Annotated in this window: 15 protein-coding genes; 14 read left to right on the forward strand and 1 reads right to left on the reverse strand. The window is 33.0% G+C overall.

Annotated features, from left to right (window positions below):
• Positions 1-4 precede the first annotated feature (4 nt).
• The 14 genes from G601_RS0105790 (at position 5) to G601_RS0105855 (ending at position 19,500) form a co-directional block, all read left to right on the forward strand.
• Complete coding sequence (locus tag G601_RS0105790; RefSeq protein ID WP_026491362.1) at positions 5-613, forward strand: gamma-glutamyl-gamma-aminobutyrate hydrolase family protein; 609 nt, start codon at positions 5-7, stop codon at positions 611-613.
• Between the two features lie 19 nt (positions 614-632).
• The gene (locus G601_RS0105795; RefSeq protein WP_026491361.1) at positions 633-1,412 is read left to right on the forward strand and encodes a phosphocholine cytidylyltransferase family protein; all 780 of its coding nucleotides are present in this window, start codon (positions 633-635) and stop codon (positions 1,410-1,412) included.
• The gene (locus tag G601_RS0105800) at positions 1,413-1,934 is read left to right on the forward strand and encodes an adenylyl-sulfate kinase (RefSeq protein WP_026664782.1); all 522 of its coding nucleotides are present in this window, start codon (positions 1,413-1,415) and stop codon (positions 1,932-1,934) included.
• 85 nt (positions 1,935-2,019) lie between these two features.
• Complete coding sequence (locus G601_RS0105805; protein WP_026664783.1) at positions 2,020-3,474, forward strand: CDP-glycerol glycerophosphotransferase family protein; 1,455 nt, start codon at positions 2,020-2,022, stop codon at positions 3,472-3,474.
• A gap of 36 nt (positions 3,475-3,510) precedes the next feature.
• Positions 3,511-6,633 (forward strand): glycosyltransferase, encoded by a 3,123-nt coding sequence (locus tag G601_RS0105810; RefSeq protein ID WP_081673401.1) that lies wholly within the window; start codon positions 3,511-3,513, stop codon positions 6,631-6,633.
• Entirely contained in the window at positions 6,620-8,008 is a 1,389-nt protein-coding gene (locus G601_RS24775; protein WP_051205632.1) for a glycosyltransferase family A protein, read from the forward strand. Before G601_RS0105810 ends, G601_RS24775 begins: the two co-directional genes overlap by 14 nt.
• Positions 8,009-8,052: 44 nt before the next feature.
• Positions 8,053-10,497: a glycosyltransferase gene (locus tag G601_RS24780; RefSeq protein WP_051205633.1), complete on the forward strand. Its 2,445-nt coding sequence runs from the start codon at positions 8,053-8,055 to the stop codon at positions 10,495-10,497.
• Between the two features lie 176 nt (positions 10,498-10,673).
• A complete protein-coding gene (locus tag G601_RS0105825; RefSeq protein ID WP_026664785.1) occupies positions 10,674-12,524 on the forward strand; it encodes a hypothetical protein in 1,851 nt (616 codons plus the stop codon).
• 61 nt (positions 12,525-12,585) lie between these two features.
• Positions 12,586-13,680: a radical SAM protein gene (locus G601_RS22155; RefSeq protein ID WP_051205634.1), complete on the forward strand. Its 1,095-nt coding sequence runs from the start codon at positions 12,586-12,588 to the stop codon at positions 13,678-13,680.
• 18 nt (positions 13,681-13,698) lie between these two features.
• A complete protein-coding gene (locus G601_RS0105835; protein WP_026664786.1) occupies positions 13,699-14,769 on the forward strand; it encodes a 4Fe-4S cluster-binding domain-containing protein in 1,071 nt (356 codons plus the stop codon).
• Positions 14,770-15,470: 701 nt separating this feature from the next.
• Positions 15,471-15,905 (forward strand): hypothetical protein, encoded by a 435-nt coding sequence (locus tag G601_RS0105840; protein ID WP_026664787.1) that lies wholly within the window; start codon positions 15,471-15,473, stop codon positions 15,903-15,905.
• 2 nt (positions 15,906-15,907) lie between these two features.
• Positions 15,908-16,708, forward strand: coding sequence for a LicD family protein (locus G601_RS0105845; protein ID WP_026664788.1), 801 nt, complete (start codon positions 15,908-15,910; stop codon positions 16,706-16,708).
• Positions 16,709-16,753: 45 nt separating this feature from the next.
• Positions 16,754-17,617: an acyltransferase gene (locus G601_RS0105850; protein WP_026664789.1), complete on the forward strand. Its 864-nt coding sequence runs from the start codon at positions 16,754-16,756 to the stop codon at positions 17,615-17,617.
• A 146-nt stretch (positions 17,618-17,763) separates the two neighbouring features.
• Positions 17,764-19,500 carry an AAA family ATPase gene (locus G601_RS0105855; protein ID WP_242834387.1) on the forward strand — a complete coding sequence of 579 codons (1,737 nt, stop codon included), beginning with the start codon at positions 17,764-17,766 and terminating at the stop codon, positions 19,498-19,500.
• A gap of 91 nt (positions 19,501-19,591) precedes the next feature.
• On the opposite strand, the gene G601_RS0105860 is transcribed toward G601_RS0105855, so the two are convergent.
• On the reverse strand, positions 19,592-20,449 hold the full coding sequence (locus tag G601_RS0105860) for a methyltransferase domain-containing protein (protein ID WP_026664791.1): 858 nt from the start codon (positions 20,447-20,449) through the stop codon (positions 19,592-19,594).
• Between the last annotated feature and the right edge of the window lie 17 nt (positions 20,450-20,466).

Genomic DNA, 20,466 nt, shown 5'->3' on the forward strand with positions numbered 1-20,466 from the left:
AATAATGAAAAAAGTGATTTTTACGCAGAGAGTTGAGATTATTGAATCTTATAATGAGCGGAGAGATTGTGCGGATCAAAATATTGCAAATTTTATTTTGAAGTGTGGATATTGTCCAATACCTATTCCAAATCTTCCAGAACTTGTTGAAGATTATTTACATGAAGTGAAACCGATAGGAATAATCCTTTCCGGAGGGAGTAATCTCGCAAAATATGGGGGAGATACAATAGAGCGTGATGAGACTGAGAAAAGACTTGTGGATTTCGCTCTAAATAATAGTATTCCAGTTTATGGTTTCTGTAGAGGTATGCAATTTATTCTAGATTATTATAAATGCTCATTAAATAAGATATCTGGTCATGTGGCTGTTAAACATAATGTATCTGGTGAAATAGGTAATCGTATTGTAAATAGTTATCATAATTATGCATGCACAGATATAGATGAATGTATGCGTAACGGAGTTAATGTTGTGGCAGTTTCTGATGATAAGATTGTGGAAGCAATAAAAGTGAAAGATGCTAATATTGTGGGAACGATGTGGCATCCAGAAAGAAATATACCATTTGAAGAGAGTGATATAGAAATGCTTAGATGTTTATTTAAATAGCGAAGGAGATTATAAAGGTATGAAAACAATTATTTTGGCTGCAGGTCAAGGTACAAGATTAAGACCACTAACTGATGATAAACCCAAATGTATGGTTGAAGTAGGTAAGAAAAGTATTATCAGAAGGCAATTGGATGTTATGAGAAATTGTGGTATTAAGGAAGAAGATACAATCATTGTATGCGGATATAAAGCTGATACTTTGATTGATGAATTAAAAGATACGAAGATAACATTAGTAAAAAACGATGAATATGAAAATACAAATATGGTTTATTCACTTATGTGTGCTAAAAACGTAATTGAAAAGGCAGAAGATATTTTAATATCTTATGGAGATATTATATATGAGAAGCATGTATTAGCCGAAGTGCTACAGTATAGAGGGGATATTGGAGTTGTAGTTGATGATGGGTGGTATTCATACTGGGCAGCTAGATGTGATAATCCACTAGATGATGCGGAGACATTAAAGTATGATGCCGGTGATTATCTAACAGAGATCGGACAAAAGACTACTGATTTAAAGGATGTAATGGCACAGTATATAGGACTTATGAGATTTGTTGGCAAAGGGATTAAAGATATGCTTGAAATAGTTGAAGAAGCATCCAGAAGATCTGAGGTAGGCGAATCACTTTGGAGAACAAAGCGAAACTATAGAAAAATGTATATGACAGATTTGCTTCAAGGGATGATAGATGAAGGCAAGAAACTTAAAGCTCTTCATATTGATAGGGGATGGTATGAAGTGGATGATAAGGATGATTTAAAGCTTGCTGAAGAAGGGATTATTTAAGTGGAGAATACTAAACAAAAGGGAATGGTATATTGGATAACAGGTCTGGCTGGTGCAGGTAAGACTACTATTGGTAGTTTGTTTTATGAAACATATCATGAGGAACATCTAAATAGTGTTTTTTTTGATGGGGATACATTAAGAAAGGTATTTGGAGATGATCTGGGCTATTCTAAAGAGGACAGAAAAAAGTGTGCAATGCGCTACTCTAAATTATGTAAGCTCTTGTCTGATCAAGGTATAAATGTTGTTATATGCACGATTTCAATGTTTGATAGTATAAGAGAATGGAATAGAGAAAATATTAGAAATTATAAAGAAATCTATATACGTGTTCCATTAGAAATATTAAAAGATCGTGATCAAAAGGGGTTATATAGTGGTAGTTCCTCTGAGGAAGATACTACTGTCGCTGGGTTGGATTTCATATTTGAGGAACCAAAATCTCCGGACTTGATATTAGATAATGATGGTCTCAAAAAACCTACAGAAATGGTATTAGAGATATTGCGCAACATTTGATCATAAGGTAATGCCATTTCAGTCCTTGCATGCAAAAATTGATTACAAGGAGCATTATGACATTTCAAATTTGAAGGAGAGATTAATGAGAAGGACTGTTATATACGGTGCTGGATTAATTGCAGAAAATATCGACTATAATGAACTAAGAAAGGTTTTTGATGTTTATGCCTTTTTTGATCGTGATGTCCAAAAACTTGGAAAGCAAATAAGTGGGTATACCATCTATTCTGATAAAGATTTAATTAAATATGTTTTGGAGAACAACATAGAGTGTGTATTAGTTGCAATCGGAAACATACAGATGCAGAATGAGATAATTGCTGAAATATCTGAAAAAATAAAAAAACATGCAAATGTATATGTGACAGGTTATCAAGAGGCTGTATTTTATAATTCATTGGAATGGGATGAGCTAAATGAATTGTTATCTTCGCAGAATATTGACGATTGTTTATTTGATGCAGGGTTCTTTTGGTCATCATATTCGTATTTTTATTATAGTAATTCAAAATTGGTTGAGATATTTCACCAAAGAGGTAGCAGGTGTATTATGGTTTTCCCTGAAAAGGACTCATTAGAATGGTCGTTTGCGGGAGTGGATAATTTAAGACGTATTATTAGAATAATCAACGATCTGAAGAAAAAAGATATTATTTGTATTTTTAAATCGAATCATATATTGGAGAAGTGTGAAATTAAATTGTGCTTCGGTTTGGGATATGATCATCATTACATTCCATTTGGGATGGATTTTGGGCCTGATCGTAAAAATGTACTGATACAGGTGACACCAATTAGAACACATTTATATCATTCAGGAATGTCGAAAAAGGAAACTAAAAATTCAAGTTATAATGAACAGGTATTACGTAGTATCGATTATTATATAGGGAGTGAATATTTTTGTGATTGGATATGTAAGAATAATGAATTATGGCAGAAAAAAGTTTTGAGATTTGGGTATCCTAGATTAGATAATTTGTATGAATCGATTAACGAGGATGTTGAACTGCCAGATAATTGGAAAGAAAGGTGTAAAGGGAAAACCGTTTTTTTATCTACAGTCATTGATCCAAGACCGTTATTTAAATTCTTTACCGTGGAGAATCCGGAAAGGGTTATGATATGGAGACCTCATCCACTTACGTTAAAGAGAGAGAATTACATTGATGAGATAATGAAATATGAGGAAGAATATTCAGTTATTATTGATATGTTGCCGAATTATTATGCGAGTTGCTCTATTTCAGATGCTTTGATTTCTAATCTTGAAGTGTCTTTAAATCTCAATTATTTGTTTTATAATAAGCCTATTTTATGCATATTACGAGGTACAGAAGATGGCGATTATGAGGAACAAGCATGGTATAAAGCTATGTATAAAGCAACTGGAATGCAAGAAATCGGCGATTTTATTAAAATGATAGGTGATGGTAAAGATTATCAAAAGGAGGAAATGCAAGTATATAGAGATTATATGACAACTGGTTTTGATGGTAAAGTTTGTGAAAGAATATACGATTTTTTCCAAAATTAGTAATTAGATATACCTTATTGCAATAAAGAAAGGTTGATGATGAAAAAGATTTCAGTAATTGTTCCTATATATAATGTTGAAAAGTACGTTTCCAGATGTATTAGTAGCATACTTAGTCAGACTTATAGAAATATCGAGTTAATTATTATTAATGATGGCTCAGTGCAAAATGAAGATAAACTGATTCAAGAATATTTGGAAAAGGGATGCGATTTTGATATTAAGTATATTAAGAAAATGCAAAACGAAGGTTTATTTAAAGCTAGAATAACAGGAGTAGAGAACGCAACAGGTGATTACATAGCATTTGTTGATGGAGATGATTATATCGATAATGATTTTTTTAGGAGCTTGGTGCGTAAAATTGAAGAAAGTGATGCGGATATTGTTTATTCGTATACTGCAATGTTTAGTGCTGAAGGGAAAAATACAGTATTTCCTATTATGAATACTGTTTTTGAAAAGTTTCCTTTATATGGAAATGATTTTAAACAAGAATATTATAAGCAAGAGGGTACTGCATACGTATGGCATACTATTTGGAACAAACTATATAAAAAAGAGTTATGGATGAAAGCTTTGCCCTTTTTTAAAACTGTTGATAAGCATTTGGTGATGCTTGAAGATTTCTTGTTTTCATCAATTCTTATTTACTATGCGCAGGGTGCTGAGTTTGAGCAGGATGCAGTATATTATTATTGTCAACATAATGATTCTTCTACTGGAGTTGGAAATCTTAGTTGTCAAAAATATATTAAAAATGTGCAGGATATTACCTACGTATTTGATAAATTAGATGAGTTCTTTGATGAACGAGAGAAGTGGATTAGTGATCATATATATAGAGTAAGACAAATGTATTCTCGAATTTGGTTTAATTCAGTAAAAATGGTAGAAGAAAAAGATCGTAAAGAATGTCTGAAGATTTTAGACACTCTATGCGGTGACAGAGGGCTATCTTCAACTTTTGGGGATAGCTATTTTTATAGTGTTCATGCAGAATTTGACAATGTATTAAGTACAATAAAAAACAGATTATTAAACGGAAAAGAAGAATATGTCAGCTTTGATATTTTTGAAACCGCTGTAAAAAGACCATTTTATAATCCATGTGATTTATTTTATCTTTTGGATGAGACGTTTGAAAAATTATATCGTTGTAACAGTAGCTTTCACACATTGAGAATAGATGGTGAGAATGGATGTAGAGCAGTATCAGAAAAGGAAGATATCAATTTGGATGATATATATCATTATATATCAGTAACATATCGTATTCCTGAAGAAGTGTGCTTGTCACTAAGGAATGCGGAGATATGTTTGGAACAGAAATATAATTTAAAACGACGCTTTGTTTATTCAATTTATTCATACGCTTTAGATATTGGTAAAAAGGTAATTTTTACGTCGGATATGTATCTTGATGAAAACGATGTAGAAAATATTTTACAAAAAAATGGTTATACAAATTACGAAAGGATATTTGTATCATCTAAAACTGGTAAGCTTAAACGTACGGGAAGTTTATATAAAGAAATAGTTCGGCAATTAGCAACGGCTCCAGGTAAAATTATCCATTTTGGAGATAATTATTACAGTGATTATGATATGGCAATACAGTGCGGGTGGAATGCTTTTTATATACCCAATTGCATGGATGCCATGGAAAAGTATGTTTTGATCGATAAAGATAGAGCCGGAATAAATGGGTATGGTTGCATGATTCAAATGGTAGCAAATTATTATTTTGACAATCCATTTAGACCATTTAATCCACTCACAAAATATGGGTCAGATCCATATTTTATGGGATATTACGTTCTAGGAATGAACATTGTGGCTCAAATTATTAAATTGAACAAAGTTCTGAAAGCTTATAAAAAGAAGAGAGTTGTATTTACTTCAAGAGACGGATATCTGTTAAAGAAGGCATACGATGAATATATGTCAATATGCAAGAATAAAGTGGTAACTGATTATAGATATACATCAAGAAAAGCAATGTTACCAATGATAGTAGCCTATAAATCTGATTTTTATAATCTGCCAATTGTCTATAGTAAATATACCCCACTAATGATTTGTGAATTACTTAGTTTTTGTTCGCGTAAGATAGGAGTTAATTATCTGAAAGCGAATGGATGGAATCCATATGAGAAATTCAGTTCAATTGACCAATATCATAACTTTATTAGTTTTTTCTTGGATAATTGCTATAGTAAGAATAAACACACAAAATCTCAAAATGTAATTCGTAAATATTATAAAGATATTTGCTCAGATGATCTTATTTATGATATGGGATATAGCGCGGCAATACATAGTGCAATCACCGATGCATGCAAGAATAAGCCTATGGCATTATTTGTCCACACTGATATTGATAAACATATGCATTTTATGCGTGCTAACCAATTTGATATTATCAGCATAATGGACACTATACCACCAGTATCAGGAGTTATTCGTGAATACTTTTTCTCGGAGCAGGCCCCATCTTGTATTCAATATAAAAATACCAATAATAATATTGAACTCGTTTTTGAGGAATATGAGAAATCTTATACGGATTTATTTCCCCTTTTAATGATGCAAGAAGCTGCTTTAAGATTTAATAGAGAATTTTGGAGACTCTTTTCAGAATATGAAAACTATATTGATTTTAGAACTGATGATATTTTGTTTCCATTTGAGGATTATTTAGAAAAGATTACCAAGAATGATCTTAAGGCTTTCTGTGCCTCGTTTTATGAAGATAAATTATATGGAGCTGTTGATAGTATAAACGTAACACAGTTTTGGGAACAGAGATTGGCTTATATTGGTAAGGATGATAGGGGAAATGTAGAGTCGGAAATTGAGAGATTAAAACACAACCTTGGGAAGGATAAACTTGCATTTTGGGGGACTGGAAAAGTGTGCAGACGCTTAATTGCTCAACATGGAACTTTACAAGTGGATTACTTTTTTGATAATTCTGAGACTAAAGAAGGAATGATAATTAATGGGAAGAAAGTAATTAAGCCAAAAGATTTCAGTAATTATGAAGATACTTTGATTATTGTTGCTTGTAAAGCAAATTTAGAAATAGAAGAGCAACTAGAAAAGAATGGATTAAAAAAGTATAAGGACTTTTTTGCATACTATGACGTATTCTAGAAGAGAAAATAAGATTTATAATAATAATCTAAATGCTGTATCAATCATTATGCCTACGTACAATAGAGCCAATACAATTGGTAGGGCTATTAACTCAGTATTGAGTCAAAGCTATAAGTATTTTGAACTTATAGTTGTAGACGACGGATCAAATGATGGCACGGAAGAATTAATCATGAAAATTCGTGATAAAAGGATTCGATATATAAAGAATAAAAAGAATAGTGGTGCTTGCTATGCCAGAAATGTAGGAATGGCAAATGCTAATTATAATTATATTGCATTTCTTGATTCGGACAATGTTTGGAGGGAAGAGTATCTGTTTTGCAGGATGTCAGCATTACTTGAGATGCCTGATGATGTAGGCGGTGTGTTTGGAACAACAACATTGGTAAACGGAGATAATGAGGAAGAATTTCCTTCAAAAGAAATATGCGAAAGAATGGTATCTTATTATGATAATGAATATTTTTTGAAAGAGATGCTATATGGAAATGTTATAGATACTAATACTATCGTAATTAAAAGACAAGCAATAGAAGGGATAGGTGGCTTTAATATAGTATTAAAGAGATTGCAGGATTGGGAGTATTTTTTTCGTGTATTATTGCATACTAAATACAAAATTAGATTTATATATGATTCATTGGCGATCAATTATTTACAAAATGATTCATTGGGAAAAAGTGAAAAAGAGTATTGGAAATCTCTTATATTTTTTTATGGAACATATAAACAAGAATACAAAAAAAGAAATTGTTGGTATGAGTGCATAACAAACCAGTTTACTAATCAGCGTGTGAAAGCAGATAAACAAGACATTGCAGGTTTAGTGGAATTGCTTGATGAGAATGAACGTGAAGAAGCTATATTTTTTTTTCAAAGAAAAATGTATGAGAAGGAATCTGAAAATATTAGATATTGGCAGGATAATTTAAATCTTTGGGGAGAAAACGCAAAGCTAATAGAAGAAAACATAGCACTTAATGATAGACTTACTCGGAATATTAAACTCCGTAATGTGCTCAATAATTGGATATTACTTGCACAAAGAGGTGTGACTATAAAGACTTTCTTAGAAAAAAACGATTATCATAATGTTGTTATATATGGATACGGTATTCTTGGAAAAATTCTAAAAAATGAACTAACAAAATATGATTATAAAATATCAGGGATAATAGATAGAAAAATAGAAGAAGGAAAAATTGATAGTATCCCCATATATAATGCTTTGGATAATTCTTTAAATAGCGATGCAATAATTGTAACAGCAGTATCTGATTTTGATGAGATTAAGAATACTATAGCTCATAATAATGTTTTTTCGTTAGAAAATATTTTGGACTATTTATTTTTAGGCATAAATGAATAGAACTGGTCTATAAAATAATAAGAATTGTCATTATTTGGAGGTATATGGACAGAAGTATGATTGCCAAAGTATCTGTCATTATTCCTGTGTATAACACAGAGGCTTATGTTGAAAAAGCTATTTTGAGTGTGGTAAGTCAATCGTATAGAAATATTGAGATAATTGTTGTTGATGATGCATCTACTGACTCATCATGCACCATTGTGGAGAAAATGGCTGAAATAGATAAGCGCATTAAATTATTGCATCATGAGAAAAATAAAGGGCTAAGTGCATCTCGTAACACTGGTTCAAATTATTCAGAGGGAAAGTATATATATTTCCTTGATTCAGATGATTATATTGCTCCTGATTGCATTAGGATTTGCGTGGAAGAAATGGAGAAGTTGAATCTGGATATACTTACATTTGATGCAACGACAGAGTGTATAGGAAAAATTCCTGAAAATTTTGTTAAGGTAGATTATGATAGAAGTAACGTTGTAGAACCTTATAGGGTGTTCAGTGGCAGAGAATTTGTTGAAAGATATTTGGGAACTAAAGGGGTAATGAGCCCTACTTGGTTATTGTTCCTTCGCAAACAGTTTTTGGATGAAAAAGGTATTACTTTTTTAGAAGGAGCGCATTATGAAGATAATAAGTTTTATTTTGATTGTATGCTTCATTCAAGGCGTGTTTGCTATATTCCTAGGAGCTTTTATACAAGGATATATAGGCCTGGTTCAATTATGACATCAGAACTCAGCAGGAACAAGGTGAATAGTGTTTTTGACATTTCAATAGGAATGATAAATACACTATTAGATTATGATGACTTTTCTGATTTGTTTTGGCTTCAATATTTGGAAAGGCAAACATTTTATATTATATTTCATATTTTAAGATATTTCGAAAAGGTAGATAGAACTTTGGCAGAGGAATGTTATGAACTATTCATGCTTAGACTTTCGGAATTTTATATGCAGCTTTTTAAAGTGTTAGTTAAGTATAGGATAATAGTTGAGTCTAAGGAATATTTATTCTGCTATAGCATGCTGTATGAAATTGTGGATCGTTTTGGTAATGGTTATGATTTAACGCAAGTTGGCACCACTTTAGAACAAATACGTGATTATCAGTATTACGCTATTTATCATATTTTATCGGAAATAGGTCTTCTTAGTGATTGTGGAAAGACGATTGGGATTTATGGTATAGGAAAGTATGCAGAATATGTTATTAATTCGTATTTACGTGTTGGGGGCATGATTAATGCAAGGTTGTTTTTTATTAAGACAGATTGTATATCATATGAAAAACAATTTAAGGGAAGACCAGTTGTGTGTATTAAAGAAGCAAGTAAGGAAGAACCTGATGCAATTATAGTTATGTCTACAAAGTATGACAGTGAAATGACTGTTGCTGCGAAGCGTAATGTTAAGGTACCGGTCTACTCTATTTATTCTATTCTTGGATCTTCCTTTATAAGTCATTGGGATAATGAATATACTGAATGGGTAGAACGTATATGTAATTTGGTTATAGAATGTAGCAAGCCTGCTAGAATAATTATTGTTAATACTCCAAGCCATAAAAATGTTGGAGATTATATGATTATAAGAAATATGGAGCGACTTATACAACAAAAATACCTTAATTATGAGATTATAAAATTTACGCATGATGAGATTATTAGAAATAAACAAATGGTATTCAAGCAAATTCGAAAACAGGATATAGTATTGCTTGGAGGAGGCGGATATCTTGGATCACTTTGGAATAGTGGTAGGGTAGTCCCTTCTATTGTTAAGGAGTGCAGAAATAATAAAATAATTGTTTTTCCGCAATCTATTTATTTTCCAGATAATGAAACAAAAAGTGAGTGGATAAATAATTATTCTGATGCTATTACGCATCATAATAATATTGTGATATGTACAAGAGATAAATATTCGTATGAGATGGCTAATAGTTTGTGGGGAGAATATGCTAAAATAGCTCTTTTTCCTGATGTGGTTTTAATGCAATCTGATCAGAGTAGAGATTTTAGTAGGCAAGGAGTGCTTATTTGCTTAAGGACTGATATAGAGAGTAACATGACTGAGGAAACAAGAAAGCGCATTATTGAAAAGATGAATACTTCATTTGCGGTTGTTCGGAATACTAGTATGCACTATGAGAAGATTATATTTGAAGGGGAGATTGACGGTGTGATTGAGAATAAGCTCGACGAGATTAGGCGAGCTGAAGTTGTAATAACGGATACTCTCCACTGTATGATTTCCTGTGCTATAACGGGAACACCTTGCATTGCTTTAGATAATTGTTATAAGAAGGTCAGAGGTGTATTTGAATGGATAAAGGATATACCATATATAAAGTTTTTTGATAATGTAGAGATGTTTTTTAATTTTGAAATTAAGGACTGGAACGAAATTTATAAAAAGTGGAAATATGAGAATCATTTTGAAAAAGAAGCAGAACAGTTACTGAAACTAATTGATAGTTAATCATATTTATCAATTTTTTGAATGAATAAGTGATAATTATTCTGTATACAGATAGATGTTATTGTTACTCTAAGAGAAGAAATCAAATATAAAAAACATTAGAATGAAATATAATGAGACATTTATGGTATTTATCATAAGAAAAAAGTGTTACAAAAAATCAAGGAGCTTTTTTAATGTCACATAATAAAATCTCTTTTCTTCATTTTAGCATAAATGATGTGATGGATGCTTTTCGGTGCGTGCATGATAGCATGCCGGAAAGCATTTTTGATATTAATTTATTTGCGAAATTACTACAATGGCATAATAAATATTGGCTATCATTTGATTTGTATGTTTTTGAAGAGAAAGACGATTTTAAACTATCAGATTTACAAGATTGTTATTGGGAAGAGTTAAGGATGAACTCTTGGTGGTTAAAACTTGGTTGGCATCAGGTTAAACCAGGAAAAATCGAATTAGATATTGGGAAGCAAATAGCCTCAATAAATCGCTTATACAAATTAGTAATAAATAAATGTCTTGAACGAGGATGGAGTAATATAGTGCGCCTTCACCATTACCAAGGAGAAGAAAGACTTATTAAGTATTTATATGAGAAAACGGGTGTCAAATATTTTTTAACTGCTAATTCAGATTATATACAATCTTATGATCTTGAAAAGGATATTTGTATAAACATATGCCAGTCCAGTGGATGGTTTATGGGTAATAATGGAGCACAATATATATCAACAGATCTTTGCTTGGATGACTTAGGGAAGGGAAGCTCTGTAGCAGAAGCGCAAAATCAAATTGAAAAGCGGATGAATATCCAACCATATATCCGAACACTAGAATTGTTTTGTCATGAATATAGATTTGCGGATATTAGTTATCAAATTGAGAAAGTATTTGATTCATATATGGATACAAAAAAATATTTATGTATTAATACAATATATTCATGTAAAGATAGTATTATATTTTCAACAGTAAATTCGAATAAGATTTTTAAGTATTCGAATAGAGATTTGACTGTTATAGCAGAGACTCCCATTAAGAATGGTTTTCCGTGTTTTTCTTCACTAATTGAAAGCAATAAAAATATTTGGATGATTCCATGGGTAGGGGAATACATTTACAAATATGATATTGAATTAAATTCTTTATGCTCATATAGATTACCTTATAAATTGAATAGTATTGAAAGGCAAAGTGGATACAGAAAAGCTATAAAATATGGAAGTAATATTTGGCTATTGCCTATGAGAGAGAAGGCATTATTAAGAATAAATATGTTGTCTCATGAGATGAAGATATATGATTCTTTTCCTAAAGGTGTTATATTTGATGAGAATAGAAAAATGCCGTTTAAATGGATGGATTTGTATAATGGATACCTTTATCTTTTTTCGGATGGATGCAGCCATAATATCAAAGTGAATGCTACGACTGGCAAGATGGAAATATGGAATAATGCTTTTAGAGGGGTATTTGGAGCTATTATAGATGAAAGAACGATTTTAATTTCGCCAACATATGAGGGGGATCCAGTTAGATTTTTTAATACAAGTACTCGGAATTTTACAAATGTTGTTTTGCCTTCAAATGTCTGGAAAGGGTCAAAAGTTTATGCGTTTTGGAATGTATATAGAATAGATAATTATTTGTACATTTTGCCACATGAAGCCAATAATATTTTACGTGTGCACTGTGAATCAAAAGAGATAAAGGTTATAGAAGTTCCAGAACATGAATATAAGTCATTACGGCCTAATCCTGGATTTTCTGGGTATGATGCAGTTAAGGTGGACGATGAAATATGGATTTCAGCTTATTCGGGAAATTGTATTATGAAAGTCTCGCCTATGGGAATAGTCACAGAAATACTAGATATGGAAACTGCTATAAAAAATTTGGCTCCTAAAGAGGAATTAAGTAGCCAATTGCTTTATGAAGACCAATTGTATTCGCTAGAGTTTTTTGTTGAATGGATAAAAAGTAATATCTATGAAGAAACAGACTTTATAATGGAGAAGTAAATTAGAATGGTTGTAGATATAAGAGTTACATGTGACTAATAAAGCAAGGAAGGTAGAATATATGATGAATAAGACTAGAAATTACATGGACTTTTCATTTGATGAGCGAAGAGAATATGAGAAATTACATATAAAGAAGTATGATGAGAAATATGCAAGAAAGGTAACACACAATGATGATTTAGAACTAAAAAGGTATATTAACATACACACATCCTATAGATCTTGTAATCTCAGATGTGATTACTGTTATGTATGGAGAACTGGTGAATTTGAACAAAAAGAATTGACTTATCCATCAATGGATTTTTTTAAGCGTGCATTATCAAAAGAACGGTGGGGAGGGCTTTGTTTTATCAATTTTTGTGCGGAAGGAGAAACATTGGCAGATTACCAACTGTTCCCTCTAATAAAGGCAGTAATTGAGGAGGGACACTTCATACAGGTTGTTACAAATGGGACTGCAGCAGAAGCATATGAATTGTTGAATCAATATAGTATTGACTTTTCGCATATTCTTTTTAAATTTTCATTTCATTATAAGCAATTACGTGATAGGGGATTACTAGAGGTATACTTTAACAATATTTTAAGAATGAGAGAGGCGGGTGCATCAATTACCTTGGAATTAGTTCCGTCAGATAATATTGTTGAATATATTGACGAGATTAAAGAGATTTCATTATCAAAGGTTGGAGCCCTACCGCAACTTACGGTTCCAAGAGAGGTGAATGATAGTATGCTTCCTATAATGACTAAATATTCGCAAGAGGAGTTTACAAAAATATGGAGTGTATTTGATTCTGTAATGTTTGATATTAAGATGAAACATTTTAATGTAAAGAGAGTTGAAAATTGCCATGCTGGTAGGAAATCATTTTGGATGGATTTGGCAACTGGAGAATTGTATAAATGTTGCAAATTTGGATATTTGGGAAATGTGTATGAGAATATTTCAGATCCAATACTATATGATGAAATTGGATCAGCATGTGAGGTTCCATATTGTTATAATGGACATATTTACTTTCCTTTTGGCGTTGTTGATGACGTACATACTGTTACTTATGATTTGACAAGAGATAGAACGCTTCCAGATGGTACGCATTGGATAACTGATAAGATGAGATCAGTAATATCACAGAGAATACATTAGTGCATGTGAGTATATAATATGAACTGTTTGATTATTAGTAAATCGGATGAATTGAGTGGATTATCAGATATTAGTATAATAAAAAAAATATATGAAGTTAGGTCTGTAATAATATCTGAAATATATCGTATAAGCTATAGTGATTTTCAAAGAGAACATATAAATGAAGATGATATATTAGTGTTTAGCTCATATTTACGCCGCAAAGATATAATTTATGCAGTGGGAGAACTCTATAAGAATAAAAGCTTTGTGTTAGATATTGCATATGTAAATGGGGGTGTTATAGATAATCCAATTATACCAGTAGAAGATTTTTATTATTTGGATACGTTGCTAGTACCAGTTTGTGATCACTGCAATTTGAATTGTAAGAGATGCTCGCACTTTAGTCCTTTGGTAGAGGGAGACGTGTTTTATGATGTTGATGTTTTTTATAGTGATATAAATAGGTTGCGGAAACTGATAAATCATTCGGATCGTATTAATTTTTTGGGCGGCGAACCTTTATTGAATAAAAATCTAGATAAATTTCTTTATATCGCAAGAAATGAATTCAAATATGCTAACTTAAAGATTGTTACAAATGGGATTTTGATATTGGATATGTCATGGCAGCTTCGGGTAGCAATAAAAGAAACAAATACAGAATTGATCATTTCTTCTTATCCAATATTTAAGGATCATACAGAGAAGTGTATTTCTTTTTTGAAATGCGCAGATATCAAGTATGTATTATATCCGGGAGATAGATTTGCTCCAATACTGCGTGAGCATAGGGGAAGATATCCTTATGACAATAATGAACTGTGCGATCAAAACGTTACATTACACAATGGACATATTATGCGATGTCCAATGTACGATACTATCAAATACTATAATAAAAAGTTTGGGACGAATTTTTCAGTGGACGATGGATTTATAGATATATATGATAGTGAATTATCCCCCCAAAAACTACATAAAAGACTTAATAAACCTGTTGAATTATGTGATTATTGCGCAAGGTGGGAAATGCCAAATTTGGGGATGAAACCATGGGAAATATTTTTGGGGGAAGAGCCACTGTGTTCGGATTGGCTTTAGCGGTGCGATAGCGATAAGTTTTTTTAGTCTGTATAATGCAATTGTTGTATCAATGTCATTGAGTGCGCCCATAAGGCAATTTTTATAAATGGAAATTTATAATATGACTTGAATTAGTTTTTTAAAAAATACTATTTGGTCGATATATCGTAAGTTCATAAGATTGGCTTTTTGCGTGCAAAAATGTGTAAGAGCTATATTCAGGGAGCTAGAGCGGTGTTTCTCCACTAATAAGTACTTTTAAAATTTCATGCTTGCATTAGAGCATACTCAACAAATTATTACCACTGATATTTGCTGACTTTGAGGGCAATCCGTGAAATAATAGATGCAAGGAAATCATTACTTTATCTTCAAAAAACTTGCACTTTTTGCTGAGAATCCCATGCACAAAAAGAATTATTACGAAAGCGTCGGCTGAACAATCAGCCGGTTGCTGAGCATACACTAATTAAGGAAGGCGCTAAATCAAAAAGCTGGTTTGAAAAAGTGAACAATGGTATTAGCGTATCGACCAAAGAGATATGTAAACCAGTTTCGTTTGCAAATCGATATAAAAAGGTTGCTGTATAATATGCTCTAAATTATGATGCACAGAAGATATTTGATGCATTATTTCCATCAAAAAAGCACCTTACCAAATAAGATTATGTAAATTATGCTGTAAGGTATGTGATTGATTTTTACATCAGGATTTTGTTATGAAAAATAATAGAAAATACTTATGTGAAGTTGAGTTTAATAAGCGCATTTACATGCCAAAGGGAAAGAAAAAGAAGGCTATCCTGTATAATCTCTGTACTGCCAGCCTTTTAAGATATGGAAAAGAATTACTTCATAAACTTGAACGAAATTATCAGGTTTTTGAAGATAGTAAAGAGGATATTTTTGTTATTTTTGCTATTCAGACAGGACTTGAAGATAAGATAAATTTAGTGAGGGAGGATATTTTGGAGGAGTATAGATCAGTTCTTTGTAAATATGAGAGTGCTGATTTTTGCATTGTTATAGATAGCGAAGAGATGGATGATGTCTATGATCTTTGTGATGCTTTTTACGGAGATTGGGGAATTGGTGCCTGGAGATGCAGGCTGATGGAGAAGCCTGTAATGATCCAAAGTGCGCAGGTGGAATAAATATGGCAGAAATTTTGTCACAATATATGTTATCGGATTTTGAATTGGATAAGGTTCAGGTAAGGTTAACAGAGATGGCATGCGTTATTGAGGATATACTTAATAAGCATGCCATTTCACATAGCATAATGAATGGTACGTTGCTTGGGGCAGTGAGGCATGGTGGATTTGTGCCATGGGATGATGATTATGATTTTGTGGTTTTTAATGAGAATTATGATGAGGCATTGGATTGCCTAAGAAAGGAGTTGCCGGATTGGCTATTTCTGGAGGATGAAAAATCTGAACCACTGTATTTTCACGCTTGGGCTCATGTTAAGGATTTGAATACATCTGCTGAGTGTAAACATTTTTTACAGGATAATTTGTATAGCCATCACGGTCTTTCTATTGATTTATATAGGATTGAGAGACTTAAACTTAGGAATTTATGTGCTCGTGGCGAAGAGGAATATGTCAATTACATAAGTAGGGGGCGTATGCTTGGGACTATGGATGATGAAGAGGTAAAGGAAAGGCTTGGTAAGCTTGAATGGATTACATCGAATTTCTGGAATTATAGGATGAGAAGTGAAGATGTTAAATCTATAGAAAGAGAAGTCTATGCAAGTGTCTATACAAGTAGGAATTACTATGAGATTGAAGATTTCTTTCCTTTAAAAAAATACAAATTTGGGGATGCTGAGTTTTGGGGACCAAATGACGGGGATGCTGTTCTTACAAAGTGCTATGGGGATTATATGGAGCTTCCTCCGGAGGAGAAGAGGATTCCACATTATTCTAAAGTGGAGTTCCTGAACTGACTCATTAACTATTTGCTGGTTAACGAGTAGGCAAAGGAGATAGTTATGGTTAATGATAATCTGAATGTAATCGAAGTGGATAACAAAGGGAATATAATTATTGGAAGCTTTCCTAGCGTCTACCAATCAGCAATTATGTGGAGTGGAAACAATAATGTGCTCTATTGTGAGATGGGAGTTGATTTAAAGAATTCGAAGATTACTTTTAATGGGAATAATTCTCTGATTTATCTTCATGCTAATGCACCTATAGTTAATTCGCTGGATTTGAGTATTTTTAGTGATTCTGTTATTCATATCGGAAGAAGATGCAGAGCAAAGCAGGTTGTGAGGGTTATTATCGGTGAGAAGAAGCATCTTTTTATTGGAGATGACTGTCTGTTTTCAAGCGGAATCACTATCAGAAATGCTGATGGACACATGATTTATGGGATAGAAGATTATAACCGAGTTAATTCTTCCAAGAGCATTTTTATGGGTGATCATGTGTGGGTAGGTCAGGATGTGTTGATGCTTAAGGGAACGAGGATTGATTCGGGTTCTGTTATTGGTGGTGGAAGCGTAATTTCAGGGAAGATGGTAGAGCACAATTCGGTTTGGGCTGGTAATCCTGCTATGTGTGTAAGAAGCGGAGTGTTTTGGGATGTAAGCTTTCCGAACGATTTTAGTAAGGCTGAGCTTAAGAACGCAGAGAATTATGGAGATTTTCTGAACCACAGAGGCGTGAATCAAAGTGAGCGAGATCGCTGGATATATGGGTATGATAATGAGGAAGCTATTTCTTGGGATGACATAGATAGTAAGTTGTCCGAGGGCGAGGCGATGGAGAAGTGGCGGTATTTGAGGAAATTGAATGAGAATGTGGGGAAGAATAGGCTTATTCATAAGAATAAACTAAAGTCAAAATAATGCATGAATCATTTTAACCTTTTTAACCCTAAATTGAAAAGCGAGGTTAAAAAGGTTAAAATATTCTTAGGGGTATATTTAATATGAACAGCGAAGAAATAAATAGAGTAAAAAAGCAAATTAGTAGCCTGCCTCCTGGGAATATCGTGATAAAAAGGATAAATGGCAAAGAATATGAGTACTGGCAATACAGGGAAAGTGGCAGACAGATAACAAAGCGAATTAAAGGCGAGGAACTTGAAATTCTGCGTAAGCAAATTGAAGAGAGAAAACGCCTTGAAGCTATGCTTAAAGCGGATAATTCTCCCAAACTTCCTGTTGCAATAGTTGATGAAGCGGTTGTAGGACATAGCGTTTTGACAGATTCTTTCATAAGGGTAGGAGATGAATTAAAGGAATTTTCTGCTCCGGTGAGAGATTACAAGAAAAGAGATTGCTTTAGCAAACTTAAAGACTATCTTTATTCGCCGGTAAATGATAGAGTGTTTATTCTTTATGGCCTTCGAAGAACCGGAAAGACCACTATGATTAGACAGGCTATCTACGACATGGATGCGGACAAATTATCCAAAACAGCTTTTATTCAGGTTAATGATGGAGACGATATTTCATCCTTAAATAAATATATTCGCGAACTTGAGAAGAGTGGATATAGATATCTTTTTATAGATGAAGTTACCCGTATGGATGATTTCATTGAGCAGGCAGCTCTTTTTTCCGATATATATGCCAGCAGTGGTATGAAGATAGTTTTGTCAGGAACGGATTCTCTTGGATTTTTGTTTTCTCAGGACGAGCAGCTTTATGACAGGGCAATAATGCTTCATACAACCTTTATCTCCTATGGTGAATTTGAACGTGTGCTGGGAATACAGGGTATTGATAATTACATAAAGTATGGCGGAACAATGAGTCTTGGCGGAGTGAATTACAATCAAATGCCAACGACCTTTTCAAATGTAAAGAGTACCAATGAATATGTAGATAGCGCTATTGCCCATAACATCCAGCATTCTTTGAAGAACTATCAATATGAAGGGCATTTTAGAGGATTGGCAGATCTTTATGAAAAGGGGGAGCTTACAAACGTAATTAACAGAATAGTAGAGGATATGAACCACAGTTTTGTGCTGGAGGTCATTCAGAGGGCTTTTGTATCTCATGATTTGGGAATAACCAGAAATAATCTTAGAAAAGATAAAAAAGCTCCTTCGGATATTCTGGATGATATCGACACATCAATGGTTACAGAGCGATTGATGGCTAAACTAGACATTCATGATGTTAACGGAAAGACAGCAATTGTTGAGACTACTCATATGAATGAGGTGAAGGAGTATCTTCTTTTGCTTGATCTTATCGATACAATTGAAGTGGTATCTTCTTCAGGGAGTGACAAGAACAAAGAGAGAATAGTGTTTACCCAACCTGGACTTCGCTATTCACAGGCAGAAGCGTTGGTTTCATCCCTTCTCCAGGATGATTTATTTCGTGATATAGGCATAAAAGACAGGCTAAGAATTACGGAAAGGCTACTTGATGAAGTTAGGGGAAGGATGATGGAAGATATCATCCTGTTAGAAACTAAAAAAGCATTCCCTGATAAAGAAGTGTTTGTCCTGCAATTTCCTGTAGGTGAATTTGATATGGTAGTATTCGACCGTGGAAGTATTAGTTGTCAACTATATGAGATAAAGCATAGTGACAAAATAGTTTCAGAACAGACAAGACATCTTGTGGATAAGGAAAAATGTGAATATGTCCAAAAGCAGTATGGAGACATTGTGGGGAAATGTGTTATCTATAACGGAGTTTCTTCGTGTGAAAACGAGATTCAATATATTAATGCTGAGTACTACCTTAACAATCTAAATAAAGAATAGTTTAAAGATAGAACGTGTTATATAAAAAGTGAAATGAAAACTAATAGCAAAAACTATAAATGGATATACACATAAGATTATTCCCCTGAATCTATCTGGGATCCATGGCGTGATGATGGTATGGAGGGGCTTTCCAATAATCTACAAATGAAGGAGAAAATGTCCACTCTCCCGGTATTTTTGATGATATATCTTTACAAAGGTTGTATTTCTCACTGTCTTTAAAAAATAGCCACATTTTTGATGGTAAGTGGTATGCACATCCAACAAATCCATGCTGAGTATATATTCTGCTCATTGCCTCATTAGTCCATAGGGTGCAGTGTACGGGCATGGAAATATAGAACCAATCAGGATCCTGGGGGACTGATTCGCAAATAAGTGTGTGGATTATTGCAACGCCGGTGTCATTCACCAGGTTAAAGAAATAATCTACATCTTCTCTTCCTATCATATGCTCAAGCACAGCAGAGCATATAGCCAAATCGAAACTTTTGGGTGTCATGTCCTGTTCATTGTAATAACCATCTTTATCTTTAATTTGCAGATATTTTTCATATGTTTTTACGAGAAATTTCTTTTGGGATGTATGGCATTTTTCTAAATAGTCTTTTTGTATCATTTCTGAAAACAAACCGTCTCCACCACCGTAGTCAACAGCTTTTGTGTCTTCATCAAATAGTCCATTAATATATAATTGGTAGACTAGTTCGGCTTGAGGCTGAAGACGAGAAATACGTTTTTTCCAGGATGGATTTTGGGTATCAATTTCCCCCTGAAAACTCTTGTGGACATTATTTGCATCTGACCACTCAGCTTCACTCATATTGTAGACCGTGGAATTAATAACCAGTCCGCAGGAGGGGCAACGTTCAAAAATGTGAGTTTTGATATCATATTTTTTCTCGAAATAAGGTTCCATTTTGGTATTACATACAAGACATTCCATTATATATTGCCTCCTAA

The organism is Butyrivibrio sp. FC2001 (genome assembly GCF_000424125.1).
In the GTDB taxonomy this organism is placed as follows: domain Bacteria; phylum Bacillota; class Clostridia; order Lachnospirales; family Lachnospiraceae; genus Butyrivibrio.